This window comes from Aneurinibacillus sp. REN35 (assembly GCF_041379945.2).
In the GTDB taxonomy this organism is placed as follows: domain Bacteria; phylum Bacillota; class Bacilli; order Aneurinibacillales; family Aneurinibacillaceae; genus Aneurinibacillus.
Window position 1 is genome coordinate 254,876 of sequence record NZ_JBFTXJ020000003.1, and the last position, 17,773, is coordinate 272,648.

16 protein-coding genes and 1 riboswitch are annotated in these 17,773 nt (G+C 45.6%); of the genes, 12 read left to right on the plus strand and 4 right to left on the minus strand.

What is annotated here, in order from left to right; translation table 11 throughout:
* Positions 1-86 precede the first annotated feature (86 nt).
* The 10 genes from AB3351_RS07665 to AB3351_RS07710 all read left to right on the plus strand — a co-directional run bounded on the left by AB3351_RS07665 (position 87) and on the right by AB3351_RS07710 (position 13,441).
* Positions 87-1,499, plus strand: a complete 1,413-nt coding sequence (locus tag AB3351_RS07665; protein ID WP_371146537.1) for an APC family permease — start codon at positions 87-89, stop codon at positions 1,497-1,499.
* 32 nt (positions 1,500-1,531) lie between these two features.
* A complete protein-coding gene (locus AB3351_RS07670; RefSeq protein ID WP_371146538.1) occupies positions 1,532-2,974 on the plus strand; it encodes an aldehyde dehydrogenase family protein in 1,443 nt (480 codons plus the stop codon).
* 94 nt (positions 2,975-3,068) lie between these two features.
* Positions 3,069-3,389 (plus strand): DUF3870 domain-containing protein, encoded by a 321-nt coding sequence (locus AB3351_RS07675; protein WP_371146539.1) that lies wholly within the window; start codon positions 3,069-3,071, stop codon positions 3,387-3,389.
* Positions 3,390-3,629: 240 nt separating this feature from the next.
* Entirely contained in the window at positions 3,630-5,039 is a 1,410-nt protein-coding gene (locus tag AB3351_RS07680; protein ID WP_371146540.1) for an amino acid permease, read from the plus strand.
* A gap of 386 nt (positions 5,040-5,425) precedes the next feature.
* A complete protein-coding gene (glaH, locus tag AB3351_RS07685; RefSeq protein ID WP_371146541.1) occupies positions 5,426-6,367 on the plus strand; it encodes a glutarate dioxygenase GlaH in 942 nt (313 codons plus the stop codon).
* A gap of 113 nt (positions 6,368-6,480) precedes the next feature.
* Positions 6,481-7,713: an L-2-hydroxyglutarate oxidase gene (lhgO, locus tag AB3351_RS07690; RefSeq protein ID WP_371146542.1), complete on the plus strand. Its 1,233-nt coding sequence runs from the start codon at positions 6,481-6,483 to the stop codon at positions 7,711-7,713.
* A 157-nt stretch (positions 7,714-7,870) separates the two neighbouring features.
* The gene (locus tag AB3351_RS07695; protein ID WP_371146543.1) at positions 7,871-8,755 is read left to right on the plus strand and encodes a YitT family protein; all 885 of its coding nucleotides are present in this window, start codon (positions 7,871-7,873) and stop codon (positions 8,753-8,755) included.
* Positions 8,756-8,861: 106 nt separating this feature from the next.
* A complete protein-coding gene (gene nagA / locus AB3351_RS07700) occupies positions 8,862-10,064 on the plus strand; it encodes an N-acetylglucosamine-6-phosphate deacetylase (protein ID WP_371146544.1) in 1,203 nt (400 codons plus the stop codon).
* Positions 10,065-10,195: 131 nt separating this feature from the next.
* Positions 10,196-12,448 carry a glycoside hydrolase family 2 protein gene (locus AB3351_RS07705; protein WP_371146545.1) on the plus strand — a complete coding sequence of 751 codons (2,253 nt, stop codon included), beginning with the start codon at positions 10,196-10,198 and terminating at the stop codon, positions 12,446-12,448.
* Between the two features lie 15 nt (positions 12,449-12,463).
* The gene (locus tag AB3351_RS07710) at positions 12,464-13,441 is read left to right on the plus strand and encodes a PfkB family carbohydrate kinase (RefSeq protein WP_371146546.1); all 978 of its coding nucleotides are present in this window, start codon (positions 12,464-12,466) and stop codon (positions 13,439-13,441) included.
* Between the two features lie 98 nt (positions 13,442-13,539).
* On the opposite strand, the gene AB3351_RS07715 is transcribed toward AB3351_RS07710, so the two are convergent.
* A complete protein-coding gene (locus AB3351_RS07715) occupies positions 13,540-14,433 on the minus strand; it encodes a LysR family transcriptional regulator (protein ID WP_371146547.1) in 894 nt (297 codons plus the stop codon).
* Between the two features lie 151 nt (positions 14,434-14,584).
* On the opposite strand from AB3351_RS07715, the gene AB3351_RS07720 reads away from it, so the two are divergent.
* The gene (locus tag AB3351_RS07720) at positions 14,585-15,163 is read left to right on the plus strand and encodes an NAD(P)H oxidoreductase (RefSeq protein WP_371146548.1); all 579 of its coding nucleotides are present in this window, start codon (positions 14,585-14,587) and stop codon (positions 15,161-15,163) included.
* A gap of 217 nt (positions 15,164-15,380) precedes the next feature.
* Here AB3351_RS07720 and AB3351_RS23695 read toward each other — a convergent pair whose 3' ends face one another.
* Entirely contained in the window at positions 15,381-15,578 is a 198-nt protein-coding gene (locus AB3351_RS23695; protein WP_458306038.1) for a zinc ribbon domain-containing protein, read from the minus strand.
* Complete coding sequence (locus AB3351_RS07730; RefSeq protein WP_371146550.1) at positions 15,497-15,973, minus strand: RNA-guided endonuclease TnpB family protein; 477 nt, start codon at positions 15,971-15,973, stop codon at positions 15,497-15,499. Before AB3351_RS07730 ends, AB3351_RS23695 begins: the two co-directional genes overlap by 82 nt.
* A 160-nt stretch (positions 15,974-16,133) precedes the next feature.
* Here AB3351_RS07730 and AB3351_RS07735 point away from each other — a divergent pair, with 160 nt between their 5' ends.
* Entirely contained in the window at positions 16,134-16,628 is a 495-nt protein-coding gene (locus AB3351_RS07735; RefSeq protein ID WP_371146551.1) for a DUF2062 domain-containing protein, read from the plus strand.
* 106 nt (positions 16,629-16,734) lie between these two features.
* Here AB3351_RS07735 and AB3351_RS07740 read toward each other — a convergent pair whose 3' ends face one another.
* The gene (locus AB3351_RS07740; protein WP_371146552.1) at positions 16,735-17,172 is read right to left on the minus strand and encodes a peptidylprolyl isomerase; all 438 of its coding nucleotides are present in this window, start codon (positions 17,170-17,172) and stop codon (positions 16,735-16,737) included.
* Between the two features lie 143 nt (positions 17,173-17,315).
* Positions 17,316-17,461: riboswitch (FMN riboswitch) on the plus strand.
* Positions 17,462-17,773: the final 312 nt, after the last annotated feature.

Consider the following 17,773-nt stretch of genomic DNA (forward strand, 5'->3'; position numbering starts at 1 on the left):
CAGTAGTCCTGGCAAAGGGGATACAACCCCTTCTGTATTCCCCTTCGCCAGCGTGTATCAATTTCAATATAGTAAAGGGGTGCTATATGAAAAAGGAAGAAGAAAAATTTGATAGGGTTCTCACACGCTTTGACGTTCTTGCGCTTGCCTTTGGCGCGATGATTGGCTGGGGCTGGGTGGTATTGGCAGGAGATTGGGTAACAGCCGCCGGAGTCATAGGTTCAGTGCTCGCTTTTTTAGGCGGGGGAATTATGGTTATATTCGTTGGCCTTGTCTATGCTGAATTAACAGCCGCTATGCCGAGAACGGGTGGAGAACATGTGTATATACATCGGGCAATGGGGTACAGGTGGTCGTTTGTTGGTTCATGGGCAATTGCACTTGGCTATATTTCTGTTGTAGCATTTGAAGCGGTAGCGCTGCCTACGGTCATTGAGTACTTATTTCCGAACTATAAAGTGGGGTATATGTGGACCGTTGCCGGGTGGGAAGTGTATGCATCTTGGGCTGCCGTCGGGGTCATTGGCTCGCTTCTTATTACGTATATCAACTATCGCGGTATAAAAATGGCCGCCTTCTTCCAAATGATATGCACCATATTAATTGCCGTCGTTGGTCTTGCGCTTATTTTTGGAAGCGTGGCCACAGAAGCACCACAGGATACCGTACCGCTTTTTGTCGGTGGTGTGGCAGGGGTGTTTGCGGTATTGGTTATGACGCCGTTCATGTTTGTGGGATTTGATGTTGTTCCACAAGCGGCTGAGGAAATCAATTTACCATTTAAGCAGATTGGTAAAGTTCTTGTTCTCTCGGTAGTGATGGCTGTGTTCTGGTATCTTGCTATCGTATATGCGGTTGGTCATTCACTTAGCTTAGCTGAGATTGAGAAGTCAACCTTATCGACAGCGGATGCGATGGGCGCTATCTTTAACAGTTCAATCGCTTCCAAATTACTGATTATTGCAGGAATTGGGGGCATTTTGACAAGTTGGAATGCATTCTTTATCGGCGGAAGCCGCATCCTGTATGCGATGGCTGAGTCGGGAATGCTGCCGCGTGCTCTCGGGCATCTGCATCCTACGTACAAGACACCGACGAATGCGATTCTATTGATTGGAGTTCTGTCTGTTATTGCTCCTCTGTTTGGTCGTAAGGCGCTCGTTTGGCTTGTGGATGCAGGCGGACTTAATATTGTTGTGACCTATTTACTTGTATCACTTTCATTTATTATTTTACGGAAAAAGGAGCCGGGAATGGAACGTCCGTTCCGTGCTGGAAAATCCCCATGGATTGGCTATGTCGGCGTGCTTTTGAGCGGATTTCTGGCCGTGCTGTATATGCCGGGTATGCCTGCGGCGCTCATCTGGCCTTATGAGTGGGTTCTTATTCTGGCATGGTGGGTGTGTGGAGCCTATTTCCTTATGAAGATGCCGAAGGAAGAGCCGCATCTAATCGAGACAGGAACAATTACAGATAAGAAAAAAGAAGATGTACAATAACAACAGTAACCGGTAGGGGAAGGAGACACAGCATGCGCTATAACAATTATATTAACGGACAGTGGAAAACGCCTTCAGGGGAAAATTATAGTACAAATTATAATCCGCACAATCAGGAGGCACTTGGAGAATTCCCGCTGAGTACTGCTGAAGATGTACAAGAAGCGGTAGCAGCAGCGAAGCAAGCGTTTCCTGCATGGAAGAAGCTTTCATTCCAACAGCGTGCGGCATATCTTCAGAAAGCGGCTGATATTCTTACATCCAACCTTCAGGAAGTAGGACGTGATTTAACGTTAGAAGAAGGCAAGACGCTTGCGGAAGGGATCGGAGAGACACAGCGTGCCATCAGCATTCTTGAGTATTACGCAGCGGAAGCGCGTCAGCCTCTAGGTGAAGTAATTCCATCAGCCAATCCAGAGACGTTCCTGTATACGACACGGGTACCGCTTGGTCCTATCGGTCTGATTACGCCATGGAATTTCCCTATTGCTATTCCTGTCTGGAAGATGGCGCCAGCGCTCATTTATGGTAATACAATCGTGATTAAACCGGCAGACATTACGCCAAAATCTGTATATCACGTAATGAAGGCGTTCGATGAAGCAGGCCTGCCAGCGGGTGTCGTAAACTGCGTATTCGGCAGAGGTTCTGTCGTCGGTGCGGAGATTGTTGAGCACGAAGATATTAAGGCGATTTCATTTACGGGCTCCAACCAGGTTGGCCTGCAAATCCAGGAACGTGCGACAGCTACAGGTAAGAAGGTTCAATTGGAGATGGGCGGAAAAAATCCGTTGATCGTACTTGCAGATGCGGATGTGGAAAAAGCGGTCTCCATCGCTATCAACGGTGCCTTTAAATCCACGGGTCAAAAATGTACGGCAACAAGTCGAGTGATTGTAGAGGCTGGAGTGTATGAAGCGTTCCGTGATCGTCTCGTTGAACGTGTCCAAGCCTTGAAGGTGGGCAATCCGCTTGATGATACTGTATTCATGGGACCGACTGTCTCAAAGTCACAGCGCGATGGCGTTATGGCTATGATCGAAGCCGGAAAGCAAGAGGCCACTCTACTATGCGGCGGAGAAGCGCCAGCAGATGAGGATCTGCAGAACGGCTTCTACGTACAGCCTACCGTATTTGAGAATATGGATCGTGATGCTCGCATTGCGCGCGAAGAGATTTTTGGTCCTGTGATTGCCCTCTTTAAAGTGAACAGCTATGAAGAAGCGATAGAGATGGCTAACGATACGGAATACGGTTTAAGTTCTGCCATCTGCACGAATAATCTAACAGTGGCACAGCGGTTTGTTGATGATATTGACGCAGGAATTGTGCATGTTAACTCCGAGACGGCCGGTGCGGAGCCGCAGGTGCCATTTGGCGGCTGCAAAAACTCCAGCACAGGGTCCCGTGAACAAGGCAAGACAGCTGTTGAATTCTATACGCAAGTAAAGACCGTGTATATGGATCGTATGTAGTACCGCTAGCGCTTGACAAAAAATTGACAGTGTCAAAAGCGAATAGGTATGATCAGGAGAAAGATAATTCTCCTGAGAAAGTGGTGTTGTAGAGGTGTTCACAGGCAAAACATATTTTATTGCAGGTCATGCTCGTCTTCCGCAAGGAATGGCGGCGCGCAGCATTTTTGATACGCTAACAATTACGGTAGAAGCAGACGCAAAATATCATGTAATTCTCGAAGCGTCGTGTACGCTTGCAACGGATCATGGTCGGGATTTTATCGGCCAACTGCTTAGGGGATGCAGCCTGCAGGATGGGATTGATGAGCTAAGCCGACGGATTATGGATTACTATCAAGGCAAAGCCCAGAATGCTCTTGTGGCTGCTCTCCGTGACCTGCATAATCAATACCTACTGTATCTACAAAAGTAATAAAGTAGGTAATTCTAAGCGGAGCGAATGGCGATAGGCGGGTACTGTCACCATCGCCATCGCAAAGGCTTGGAATGAACAAGGTATCCTATCTGTGAATCATCGACACAATTCTTGCCCTAATACCTTCTGCACAGAAATTGTACACTCCGATGTCTAAACATTTCGTTTGGTTCTATTTTTCTTACTAAATAATAGAAAAACAAGATGAATGCTCATCTATGTAAAGGGGTAGGTTATTTGGCTCAACAACAAGACTTGCAGAAAAATCTTAAGACAAGACATGTAACGATGATTTCCATTGGGGGAGTTATAGGTGCCGGCTTATTTGTAGGAAGCGGTGCCATGATCACTTCGGCTGGTCCGGGAGCTCTCTTATCATATATTATTGGCGGTTTGATGGTCGTTCTCGTCATGCGCATGCTAGGCGAGATGGCGGTTTTGAATCCTGATAGCGGTTCATTTGCCACCTATGCGAGACAAGCGATCGGTCCTTGGGCCGGCTTTACGATTGGCTGGTTGTATTGGTTTAACTGGGTCATTATTGTCGCAATTGAAGCTACGTTGGTCGGTGCTTATATTCACGGATGGTTTCCTTCCATTCCCGTGTGGGTCGGCAGCTTAACGCTCACACTTTTGATGACGATTACAAACATCTACTCCGTCAAATCCTACGGGGAATTCGAATATTGGCTGGCATTCATCAAAGTGGTGGCTATCGTAGCATTTTTGTGCGTAGGTACGGTGATGGTTTTTGGTGGGCTTCCATGGGTGGAATCACCAGGCTTCTCCAACATTATAGGACATGGCGGATTCTTTCCAAACGGTTATATTCCCGTGCTTCTAAATGTCGTATTCATCACGTTCTCCCTTGTGGGAAGTGAAGTGGCTGCCATTGCGGCCGGGGAATCAGATAACCCGGAGAAAAATGTTGTTAAAGCGATTAATAGTGTAGTGTGGCGTATCCTTGTTTTCTTCATCGGCTCCGTTGCCGTTCTGGTAACGATTCTTCCTTGGACGGCTTCGGAATTGCTGAAGACTCCGTACGCAAGCGTTTTCGATATGGCGGGTCTGCCAGCCGCAGGTGAAATTATGAATATCGTTGTATTCATTTCCCTGCTTTCGGTATTGAACTCGGGACTATACACAAGTTCGCGTATGCTTTATTCTCTGGCACATAAAGGAGAAGGTCATCGTATTTTCTTACGTGTAAACAGAAAAGGCGTACCGGTTTGGGCCGTGCTGACAAGCACATGTTTTGCTTATATTTGCGCAATGTTTAAGTTTATCTCTCCGGATAAATTGTTCGTGTTTTTGGCGAGCAGTGCTGGTGGCGTTACGATGATTGTGTATATCTTTATCGCCATATCACATATACGTCTGCGGAGAAAGTCCGAGCGAGAGAATCCGGGCGCACTAAAGATAAAAATGTGGCTGTTTCCTTATCTAACGTATGCAACGATTGCCGCTCTGGCGGTGATCTTTATTGCGCAGGCGTTTATTGAGGAGATGCGCCTGCAATTCTACCTCACCTCATTGATTACGGTTCTTGTAATTGGCTCATATTTCGTATTTTATCGTAAGAAGCAGGCTCCTTCTTACGAGAGAGGCGAAGAGAAAGAAGAGAAAAGAAAACGAAAAATCATGTGATCAAAAAAAATGAATAAATAGTGTTGACAGAATCTTACCAAAAGTATATTATATAAACATAAGCACAGTAGCAATCGTCAGAACCCTGCAGAGAAGTTTCCCTTCTCGCATATCGGCCTCTGCGATGCCTGTGAATCTGAAGACGAATGAGCGTCTTATGAACAAGTGATATACTTCAAACTGTCTAATTTACTTCTCTTCGAGCAATCGAAGCCGTTTCGTAAATAAGAGCCAGTTATACTACCTCTCTATGTACATATGGGAGGAGTATAGCTGGCTTTTTGTTTTACGCGCGGATCAGCAAACAATCATCCGGCCTTCACCCCGGCCGGGTGGTTCAAATCAATGAGTACAAATAAAGTGGAAGTATGGAGGAGGAACCTATTATGGCTACAGCAACAGAAGCAAGAGTAGAGATGAAATATGTAACAAAGCAGGCTGGTTATGAAATCATGCCGCATCCGCAGCACAAAAGAATGTACCACATCCAATTAAACGATCAACTTCTTGAGCAATTCTTTGCAGCTTGCAAAGATGCAAGTGAGCAATCTCTTCAATACACACCATATTCCCGCCAAATCTTGGCTCATCAATTCAGAGAATTATTCGGCGAATCCTTCATGCAAGATATTCGCAACATCCTGCATGAAAGAGAGACAGGCGGCTTTACGATTGGTGTGCAGGGGAAAACAGAAGATACTGGGGAATTTGTTAAATTCGGAACAGCGTTGACTCACTTAATCGGTATTCCGAACTTTGATGCGATGACGAACACTTTCTACGCTCGCTTTACAGTAAAAGATACGGACAGCAGCGATTCATACTTACGTCAGGCATACCGCCTGTTCACACTGCATACAGACGGAACGTTCGTTGATGAGCCGACTGACTGGCTGCTTATGATGAAAATGGATGAACAGAATGCAAAAGGGGGAGAATCCCGTCTGTTGCACCTTGACGATTGGGAAGACCTTGAGAAGTTCAGCAAGCATCCGCTCGCTAGTACAAAAATTACGTACAAAGCACCTGCAAGTAAAAACGTACAGGAAACAGTACAGCGTACAACGTTCTATGAAATTAACAACAAACCATGCATTTGCTTCATCGATCAATTCGCTTACCCGGAAACAATCGATCAGGCAATCTACTTAAAAGAAATGTCTGAGTCGCTGGAGAACTCTCCGGCTACACACGCACTGAAGCTTCCGGTTGGTGATCTGGTGATTCTAAACAACACATTCTGGATGCACGGACGTGCAGCGTTCGAGAAACATCCAGAATTGCATCGTGAACTGATGCGTCAACGCGGATTTTTCGCTAGCGTGTAAACAAGAAAACGATAGATGGATAATTCAGGCAGGCCTCCAATTGAAGGCCTGCCTTAGGTAGCATAGATAATCAATTCGATTCCGAATGTATAACTTATGAGGGGGAAGACAGCATGTATGACTTTGCAATCGTTGGTGGAGGGATCGTAGGACTTTCAACAGGAATGGCGCTGACAAAACGGTATCCAGGCGCGAAAATTGTCATGATTGAGAAGGAGAAGGATTGGGCGCATCATCAAACAGGACATAACAGCGGGGTTATTCACTCCGGTATTTATTATAAACCAGGCAGCTTTAAGGCGCGGTTCGCACGTGAAGGCAACAAAGCGATGGTAGAATTCTGTGAAGAGAACGGGATTGCTTATGACGTGTGCGGTAAGGTGATTGTCGCAACCGAACCAGAGGAAGTAGCGCGGATGGAGGATTTATACAAGCGTGGCTTAGAGAACGAGCTGGATGTACAAAAAATCGGGGTAGAAGAACTGCGTGAGATTGAGCCGCATGTAAATGGACTGGGCGCCATTCGAGTACCAAGCTGCGGAATTGCAGATTATAAAGGCGTATCCCGTGCATTTGCCCGTATCATTCATGAGGGGGGCGGCGATATTCGCCTTGGCACGAAAGTAGAGAATATCGGAGAAACGGCAGACGGTGTAACCATTGAGACAAATCGCGGCACGATCTCTGCGCGCTTTCTAATTAACTGTGCTGGACTGCAAAGCGACCGTGTAGCTAAGATGACAGGTATGAATACAGGAATGAAAATAGTTCCGTTCCGCGGTGAATATTATGAATTGACGCCGGAGAAGCGTCATCTTGTTAAGCACTTGATTTATCCGATGCCAAATCCGGACTTCCCGTTCCTCGGTGTTCACTTTACTCGGATGATTAATGGTGAGGTGCATGCGGGACCTAATGCGGTACTTGCGTTCAAGCGTGAGGGCTATACGAAGAAAGACATCGATATGAAGGATCTGCTCGAAGTGTTAACCTATCCAGGATTCTGGAAGATGGCGATGCCGAATATGAAGGAAGGCATGAAAGAAATGGTGCGCTCCTTTAGCAAGCAGGCATTTCTTGCCAGTCTCCAGCGCTTAATTCCAGAGTTAACTGAAAAGGATATTGTACCGACCCATGCGGGTGTACGAGCGCAGGCATTGATGAATGATGGAAGTATGGTAGATGATTTTGCTATTTTCTCCGGTAAAAGCTCGCTTCATGTGTGCAATGCGCCTTCACCTGCAGCGACTGCTTCCATTAAGATTGGGGAAGAAATTGCAAATCGGGTACCAGAGGATATGGTCAGCAAACTAAAGTCTTCAGTTGTCCCGGCTGTTCCAGTGTAAGAATAAAACGTTTTTAATTTATTACCATCTTCTTGTTTCTCCTTTATGCTCAATATCTTGCGGTAAATTGCGCAGATTGTAACAAAAGACACCATACATTTGTTACAATAAAAATAAGATACTATTTAGATACTAGCATTAAAGGAGGAGCAAGTTATTGGAATACGTGCAAGAGTATAAACGAACACATAAAAGACTTACTAAGCTAAAAATTTTAAAGCGCGGGCTTTTTATTATGCTTGGCGCGGCCTTGGTAGCAGTTGGGCTGGAGATTTTTTTAGTCCCCAACAATATTATTGATGGGGGAATTGTAGGCGTTTCCATTATTTTATCTCATTTAACGGGATTGAAACTGGGTATTTTTCTCTTCGTTCTTAACCTTCCTTTTCTTTTGCTTGGCTATAAGCAAATCGGAAAAACCTTTGCCATCTCTACTCTTTTAGGCGTTACGGTAATGTCCATCGGGACGGCGTTTCTTCACCCTGTACCTGTACTGACAGAAGATCCACTGTTAGCTGCAGTATTTGGCGGTATTATTCTAGGAATCGGGGTCGGGATGGTCATTCGGTACGGCGGTTCATTGGATGGAACTGAAATCGTTGCCATCGTCTTTAACAAACGTATCCCTCTTTCTGTTGGCGAGACGGTTATGTTTTTTAACATCTTCATTTTAGGAAGCGCTGGGTTTATCTTTGGTTGGGATCGAGCGATGTATTCCCTTATGGCTTACTTTATTGCTTTTAAAATGATTGACGTAACCATCCAGGGGCTTGATGAATCGCGTTCTGTCTGGATTATCAGCGAGAAGCATAGGGAAATTGGTGAAGCGCTGCTTGCCCGTCTTGGTCGCGGCGTTACGTACCTGAATGGAGAAGGAGCGTATACTGGGGAAGATAAAAAAGTTATTTTTTGTGTTATTACCCGTTTGGAAGAAGCAAAGCTTAAACTTATTATTGAAGATATTGATGAAAAAGCTTTTCTTGCTGTTGGCGCCATCAATAATGTCAAAGGCGGAAACTTCAAGAAAAGAGACATTCACTAAAAATAGAAGGCGGCCCGCTTCCATGGGCTGCCTTTTTACGTAGTGTTATAATAAAGCAGATAAAATGTCCGATAACTATAATAGGAAGATAAAGGAGAGAGTACACGTGGACACGGAGAGCACTCTGATCACAAACATTCAGGTGTATGCAGAAGACGGGAAGATTGAGAGCGGATATGTCCTCGTACGTGAGGGTAAGATTGAGCAAGTTGGCCCTATAGCGGAATCTCCTGTTGATGAGGCGCACGCGCATATCTTTTCGTTTTCTGATGAGCATGTGTTAATCCCGGGGATGATGGATCTGCATATTCATGGCGCAGGTGGAGCGGATGCTATGGATGCAACAGAAGAAGCGCTTTATACGATTGCAAGACATTTGCCACGGGAAGGGACGACAAGCTTTCTGGCAACGACGATGACCCAGGATACGCCGTTGATTGAACGGGCATTAGCGAATGTTGCGGCATACCGTAAGCGGAGGAATGAACCCGGATGTGCTGAAGTACTGGGCATTCATCTTGAGGGGCCGTTTCTGTCACCGCACCGTGCCGGGGCTCAGCCTGCGAATAAAATGCTTGATCCTGATATTGCTCTTTTTAAGAGATGGCAGGAGATTTCGGATGGAGCCATTCGATTGGTAACGATGGCGCCTGAGCGGCCAGGGGGAATGGCATTCATCGCGCATCTTGCACAGAATGATGTCGTAGCCTCTGTGGGTCATTCCGATGCCACCTATGATCAAGTATGCGAAGGCATACGCTGTGGATTGTCACACGTTACCCATCTGTTTAACGGCATGCGAGGTCTTCATCACCGTGAGCCCGGTGTGGCAGGTGCAGCGTTTCTTCATCCAGAGCTTCTTGTCGAATTGATTGCGGACGGAATTCATGTTCATCCACAAATGGTAAAAGTAGCGTATCAGCAAAAAGGAGCGGACGGGTTGCTTCTGATCACTGATGCAATGCGGGCCAAGTGCCTTGGAGAAGGGACATATGAGCTGGGCGGTCAAGAAGTAATGGTGCGGGATGGACAGGCGCTTCTCTCTGACGGTAGGCTTGCAGGCAGCATCGTTACAATGAAGGAAGCGGTCGTTAATATGCAATGTTATACGGGTTGTACGCTTGAGGATATTGTACGTATGACTGCAGTGAATCCGGCGAAACAGCTTAACTTATTTGCCCATAAAGGAAGCATTGCACAGGGCAAGGATGCTGATCTTGTGGTACTGGACAAAGAACATGAAGTTGTTCTCACGCTTTGCAGGGGGCAAATCGCTTATGTCGCTGATCATAATATTGACATAGTATAAATCATAGAAATTCCATTGACACTTGGCCAAAAAAGATTTAATTTTAGGCTACCACAAATAAAAAACATTGGAATCGTCGGTCACCGGTAGTGAGTAATGAACGTATTTGTATATGGTAGAGGTGGTCCTACATGCATCAAGAATGGAGCTTACGCGGCGTATGGCAATGCCTGCCCGATAAAGATAATAAATACGAAGGTACGATGGAGAATACAATCGTCTATGCACCACAGAAACATGCCTGGCAAGAGATTGCCGTGCCGGCACATTGGCAGAAGGCTGGCTTTGAGCATCACCAGGGTGTTATGTGGTATCGCAAGGCATTTACTGCGCCTAAAAAGCAGGATGGTATTCGTTATGATTTGCACTTTGGCGGCGTTGATTACTTCACTGAGGTATGGTTAAACGGTTTGTACCTAGGTGCACATGAAGGAGACTTTGATTCGTTTGCCTTTTCTGTAACCGATTTCTTGCGATTTGAGATGGAGAATGAGCTGATTGTTAAAGTTACTTCAGCTATCGATCAAAAGCCAGAACGCAAAGAGATTGCTAAAGGCGGTCTATATCATTGGGATTGTCTTCCGGTCCGCCAGGAGGGTTTGGCTGATTGTCCGGAAGTACCTTCAGCAGCCAGTGCTCATTATCCGAATCCGCTCGTTAATCCGGGTGGTATCTGGCAGGATGTAGTCGTAATCGCCAGATCGGCTGTTCATGTCGAGCGGATGGGCATTACTTCGCGCTTGCGGGATCATTATACGAAAGCGAACGTATATTTTGATATTGATTTGCATAATGAAACAACAGACGAACAAGATATTGAACTGCATATCCGTGTTGTACCGCATAACTTTACGCAGGAGTCGGATTCAGACATTTACCAGACAGTCTCTGCATTCCTGCGTCCGGGCATGGTGCATCATACTGCTCGTATTGCCATACAGAATCCCGCGCTTTGGTGGAGCTGGGATACGGGGCATCCGCATCTGTATCGAGTGGTTATCGAAGTGCGTCAAGACGGCGAAGTCATCGATACAGCGAATGAAATATTCGGTATTCGTGAGATTACGCGTGACGATAACTGGGGCTTCTACTTAAATGGTGAGCGGGTATTTATTAAGGGCAATAACTATTTATCCGACCAGTTTCTTTCTTTGATGACACCTGGACAATATGAGCGCGATGTGCAGATGATGCTTGATGCGTACATGAATATGACCCGCCTGTTCGCCCATGCGGAGAAGCCGGAGTTCTATCGGCTGTGCGATGAAAAAGGCATTATGATTTTTCAGGATCTGCCGTTCCAGTGGGGGTACCGTTCGGATGGTGAATTCATTAATCGGGCTTCTGATGTAGCGCGCAGGTACGTAGAAATGCTGTATAATCATCCATCGGTTGTGCTATGGTGCTGTCATAGCGAGTCCCGTTTTCATGATTACAATAAGTTAGATAACGTGCTGGTAGAGACTGTGAAAGCGGTTGACGGCACGCGGCCAATCCATAAAAATTCGGTGCTAATTGATAAGGGCGAACTCCCAGCATTCTTTCCTACGTGGGAGGAATTCGCTAAGTATGTTCCAAATCATTTAAGCGTGAATTGGGTGGGTTGGTATTGGGGCAAAATTACGGATGCGGAATATTATAATCCGCTGTTTGTTACAGAATATGGTACACAATCTCTGCCGGACGAAGAGTCTCTTAAGCAATTCTTTACCGCAGAGCAGCTTTGGCCGTTGGATACAGACGCATGGCGTACCCGAGGCTTTCAGAACAATATTTATATGAAGCTGATGGGGGAATATCCGGCGACGCTTGCAGAACTGATCGAGCGCACGCAGGAGTATCAGGTGCAGTTCTATAAAGAGCATACCGAAGCGTTGCGGCGTAAAAAATATAACAACGTGAACGGGATTATGCAGTTTCACTTTGTGAATACATGGCCTGCGATTGATTGGGCGATTGTCGATTATTATCGTCGGCCGAAGAAAGCGTACTATGCGGTTGTACATGCGTTCGCACCGCTGCACCTCTCATTTGCCGGTCATATTGAGCGTCTAGAAGATACGCTGCGCGTGACGATGGAGGCATGGGTAGTTAATGATTATCGTCATGAGTTAGAAGGACATGAAATCCACTATCGTCTCTTGGCACCGGACGGTACGGTGGTTGAAGAACGCGCTGTACTTGCGCCATTACTTACTGCTGATTCGTCCCGTTGTTTCGACAAGGCGGAGCTTGAATTGCCACTAACAGATGATGTATATCGGATCGAAGGTGAACTGCGCGATCGGGAAGGCCATGTGGTCTTTCATAATACAAAAATCTTGTTTCCTCGTATTAACGAAGCGGAAGTAGAAACAGCCGCCCATGTGAATGCGGGACTGTAATCGGAAGGAGATACGATGAAGACTATCGTTGCGCTCGGAGAGATGCTCATTGATTTTATTCCGGAGACGAACGGGCAAGCGCTTGAAGATGTTTTATCTTTTAAGAAGGCTCCAGGCGGTGCTCCTGCTAATGTAGCTTCCGCTGTTGCCAAACTGGGTGGGTCTGCCCGCTTTCTTGGAAAAGTGGGCGCAGACCCGTTCGGTGATTTTCTGATTCGTACGCTGTCTGATGCAGGGGTGGATACGAAGCGGATCGTTCAGACTAGTGAGGCGAAGACGGGCCTTGCCTTCGTATCGCTGCGGGAGGATGGGGAGCGAGACTTTCTGTTTTATCGTGATCCTTCTGCGGACATGCTGCTTACAGAAGCGGAGATTACGGCTGATGCCTTTATAGGAAGTGCGGTCTTTCACTTTGGCTCCATCTCGCTTATCGCAGAACCTGCCCGAAGTGCTACGATCAAGGCGGCCCGTTTGGCGCGCGAAGCGGGCTTGCTGGTAAGCTATGATCCGAATCTCCGTCTTCCGCTATGGCCTGGCGGCGAGCAGGAAGCCCGCACAACGATTCGGGAGTATGTTCCCCTTGCTGATATGGTAAAGGTCAGCGAGGAGGAACTTGTATTTTTGACGGGAGAATCAGCGATTGAAGCGGGCGCAGACTGGTTCTTCGCACAAGGTGTTCAGCTTTTGGTTGTGACATTAGGCAAAGAAGGGTGTGCGTATGTGCGTCCTGACAGTCAGGTGTGTCACGCAGCTAGCTTTGCGGTTCAGGCGATTGATGCTACAGGAGCCGGAGACGGCTTTGTCGGTGGTTTGTTGTATCGCTTGGCTGAAGGTGAAGTGTCCCCAAAGACGCTTGCACAGCTTCCGGATGATACGCTTATGGAGAGCATTCGTTTTGCCAGTGCCGTTGGTGCGTTGACGACAACGAAGCGCGGCGCGATTTCAGCGCTTCCATCCTTGGCTGAGGTTGAGACATTTATTCTACAGTCATAGAAGAGTATTGGGCTGTCAGGTACTTCCTGACAGCTTTTTTAGTAGGCGTTGTTAACGGTTAATTACACTATCGATTTCCGTTAGCGAAGTACGTTTATCTATGACCAACTTTTTGCATGTTTCAAAGTGATTTCAATAAATACTGATAAGGCTGGAGACATCCACTTGTTTTTGTGATAAGCCACTTGAGAGAAAATTTTTTTAAAGCCACCGTCATGGGGAATGATTTTTAACTTTTGTTGCTTGATTTCATCATGTACTGTCATTAAGGGTAAACAAGTAACACCAAGTCCACTAATTACACATTGTTTGATTGCTTCAACACTCCATAGTTCCATAACTTTGAGCGGTGCCATTCCTTGCGCTTCAAGATATTCTTCAAACATCATACGATAAATGCAGTCTTTCTCATTAGCAATCAAGACCTCAGTACGCATTTGATTTTTGCAGCTTTTATCTAAAATATTCAGTGTAGAATCTGGGTTTCCAACAATAACAATAGGTTCTTCCATTAATGTATGGACAATTAAATTAGCATCCTGTAGCTCTGGCAACATGATAAATGAGACATCTGCACTCCCGTTAAGCAATGCTTTTCGATTGTCTCCACAGGTAGCATTACTAAGTTTGATACTCACAAGCGGATATTTTTTTCTATACTCTCTTAATATAGGTTCTAGTCGATATACGGTTAAAGACTCAGGAGCCGCTATTTTTAACTCTCCCTGTACATTCTTCTCATCAATTGTAATACGTTCAATTTTGTTATAAGTATTTAAAATTTCTTCTGTATAACCCACCAGCTTTTTTCCAACATCCGTCAGCTTTATTTTTCGGCCCATTCGATCAAACAGGGGCGCTCCTATATGTTCTTCTAGTGTCTGAACATGTGAAGTTATCGTAGATTGGGTGTAACCCAAAAGTTCTGCTGCTTGTGTGAAACTACCCGATTCAATAATTTTTTTGAAAGTGACAAAATGACGTATTTCCATAACCTCACCCACTTTAATTTCAATATTTCTTGTTATAGTATCATAAAAATCAATGTATTAATTTGATTATTTCAATTTTACCGATAATTTGCTTTGAGTTATTATAAAAAATAATTCAGAGTAAAGTAAAATACTTGAAAGGGGATAAAAAATGAGAACGCTTATAATAGTCGCGCATCCAAGAAAAGACTCCTTAACATTTGCTGTTGCAAGTCACTTTATGGACGGACTTAAGGATGCAGGACACAAGCCTGAATTATTGGATTTGTATCAAGAAGAATTTAATCCAGTATTATTTGAACAAGATGAGCCCACTTGGGGACAACCCGATAAAGAATATTCTGTAGAAGTTCATAGAAGGATCGATCAAATGAAGCAAAATGATGCGTTAGCATTTATCTTTCCAATTTGGTGGTGGAACATGCCCGCAATCATGAAGGGTTATATAGACAGGGTGTGGAACTATGGATTCGCTTACGGGTTACATGACGACAATAAGCTTCTGCATGAAAAGGTACTGTGGATAGGTTTGGTAGGTGCGCCTGAAGAACGGTTTAAAAGGTACAAATATGATGAGATGTTGCATCATTATTTTAATGTAGGTTTAGCAAGTTATACGGGGATTAAGGATTCGAAGGTTGAATTTCTTTACGATACAGTAAAAGGTAAAAGGAGTTATTTTGAAAAAGAAATAATCAGTCGTGCTTATGATTTGGGAGTGAATTATTAAAAACAAATCAGATCATAGTACTTTGCTGACTTTTTATCAGCATAATGTAACTCAGCGGTGATGGCAATAATATAGTTGAAAGTCGAAAAGTGAAACGATTGTACGAATAATACAGTATATTGAACTACTCACGACTGAAGTCGCGAGATTCCTGCGCTGAACGCCCTACCGGGTGAAGGTAAGCAGGCTACCCCCGTGGTTCCCACGGTTGGCTGTGCTAGACGAGCGACAGCAGGCGTTGTCCTTCGCGGTCAAGGTTAATGGCCGCATTGTGGTCCCGGTCATGATGGATGCCGCATGATGGGCAGGCCCATTCCCGCATGTTAAGGTTCTTCACTTCCCTGTTGGCATCCGGAGCAGGGTAGCACGAAGAATACGTCCCTCTATCTCCCGGCTCTTGGCGAATCGTACCCACCCGAGCTTCGGAAGTTTGATATGGTTCCCCTCCACGCGGATGGAGCCATTCACATTCTTCGTCGTATAAGACTGTTCATTTCGCCGACGTTTGAAGCGAGGGAACCCCTTCTTTTCCTTAAAAAACTTCTGGTAGGCGATATCCAGCGCTTGGATAGTGGCTTGCAGAGCAATCGAATCGGCTTTCTTGAGCCATGGAAGGGATTCTTTGAGCAGAGGAAGCTGGCTGGACATCTCCTTGGCTGAAAGCGTTTGGCCCGTTTCCTCGTAGACACGCTTCCGTTCCGTGAGGAAATGGTTGTAGATGTAACGGGTACAGCCAAAGGTTTGATGCAAAAGCTGAGCCTGATCCGACGTAGGGAACAGACGAAATCGAAACGCTTTAGGACACAACATCGTCTCGTCTCACCTCCTTTTTTTGTATACGAATGTCTATTCTTAGTATACAGTGAGAAGAAGAAAAAACTAGTGGCGATTCATCCCCTCATTGAAATAAGGGGCGTGCTCGGCACTATCGTAAAGGGTGTAGAAACTTTAAGAATGGATTGTGATACGTTTGAATCTAATTGCTATGAAGCGAAATGTGAAGTACAGCCTGCTGCGTCTTTTTCGTTCCAATGCGGGGGCTCATTCTCTTGCTCTTGGCTTAGCCATTGGTTTTTTCCCTGTCTGGTTCCCTACATTTGGTATCGGTGCTATATGTTCGATTGCACTGGCAAAGCTGATGCGGGCTAATATTCCCGCCGCGCTTATCTCGGCAGGTGTGGGTTCTTTTCTATGGCCGGTCGTATTTTATTTAAATTATAAATGCGGTGCCTTATTATTTACCATATTGGAAGGTCTGAACGTATCTCATCAAGATATGGACAGTGTGCAGTATACGGAACCGATTGAGGATGTACACTCTTGGTCTGAAGCTGGCATGAGTTTTCTGGCGGGTGCTACGGTAAACAGCGTTCTGTTTACGGTTGTATTTTACTATATTTTCCGTTGGTTTTTTCAGAAGTACCAGCGAAGAGTGTTAGTAAAGCTTACAAAGAAAGGCAAATAGGAAAAGGGAAAGAAGCATTCTGATATTGAACACTGTGTTCGTCTATGGACGGACTGAAATAAAAGCGGAGCAGCCACATAGGCCGCCCCGCTTTTTAAGTGAGGAACTATTCTTCCCACACTTTTACTTCTTTCATTTTATCGCCGTTACGCATGTTTTTAGCATGCTCAAGGCCTTCAGTAACTTGTCCGAATACAGTGTGCTCGCCATTCAGATGAGGTTGTGCTTCATGTACGATGAAGAATTGGCTTCCGCCTGTGTCGCGTCCTGCGTGTGCCATGGACAGAGAGCCTGGAACGTGTGTATGCGGGTTGTTCTGTGTTTCGCATTTGATTGTATAGCCGGGGCCGCCTGTGCCTGTTCCGTGCGGGCATCCACCTTGACTTACGAATCCAGGGATCACACGGTGGAATGTAAGACCGTTATAAAATCCTTCGTTCGCCAGTTTTTCAAAGTTTGCAACCGTGCCGGGAGCGGCTTCCGGGTAGAATTCAATCAGGATCTTGTTTCCGTTTTCAAGTTCGATGCTGCCTTTTTTGGCCATTATGTATTCACTCCTTTTTTTTCAATCGCTTTATTTTATCATAGTGCCTATGTGGTCTACAACTAAGCACAGAATACAGGTGTGTACGTTTGCACATGGACAGGCGTAGGATATTGGTTTATACTACATATACAATTGCATGAATGATCCTTCGGGGCAGGGTGAAAATCCCGACCGGCGGTGTTAGAGGCCTAAGTCTCTTTAGTCCGTGAGCTGCGGTTCATAGAACCAATGCTGACCTGGTGTGAATCCGGGACCGACAGTATAGTCTGGATGGGAGAAGGATATGTAGTACGGATGTTGCACTAGGTCCGTTTTATTTGTCGTATGCGCTTATGGATTCGTATGTAAGACGATCAGCACGGCGCAGGTCCTAGCATCAGTCTACCTTTTTTTGAACACAATGCCCTGAAAGCGGAATCTACCGTCTTTCAGGGTTTTCTTTGTTATACGCAGCAGTTATTATCTGATTTTACCGATTGGATAAGATGTAGATATGGTGTGTACTGACAAAGGTTCACAGCGCATAGCCCCGTGGTATCTCTTTGCCTTGATATGCATGACATGTCGGGGAAGAGAAGTGGAGCTATGCGCTTTTTTA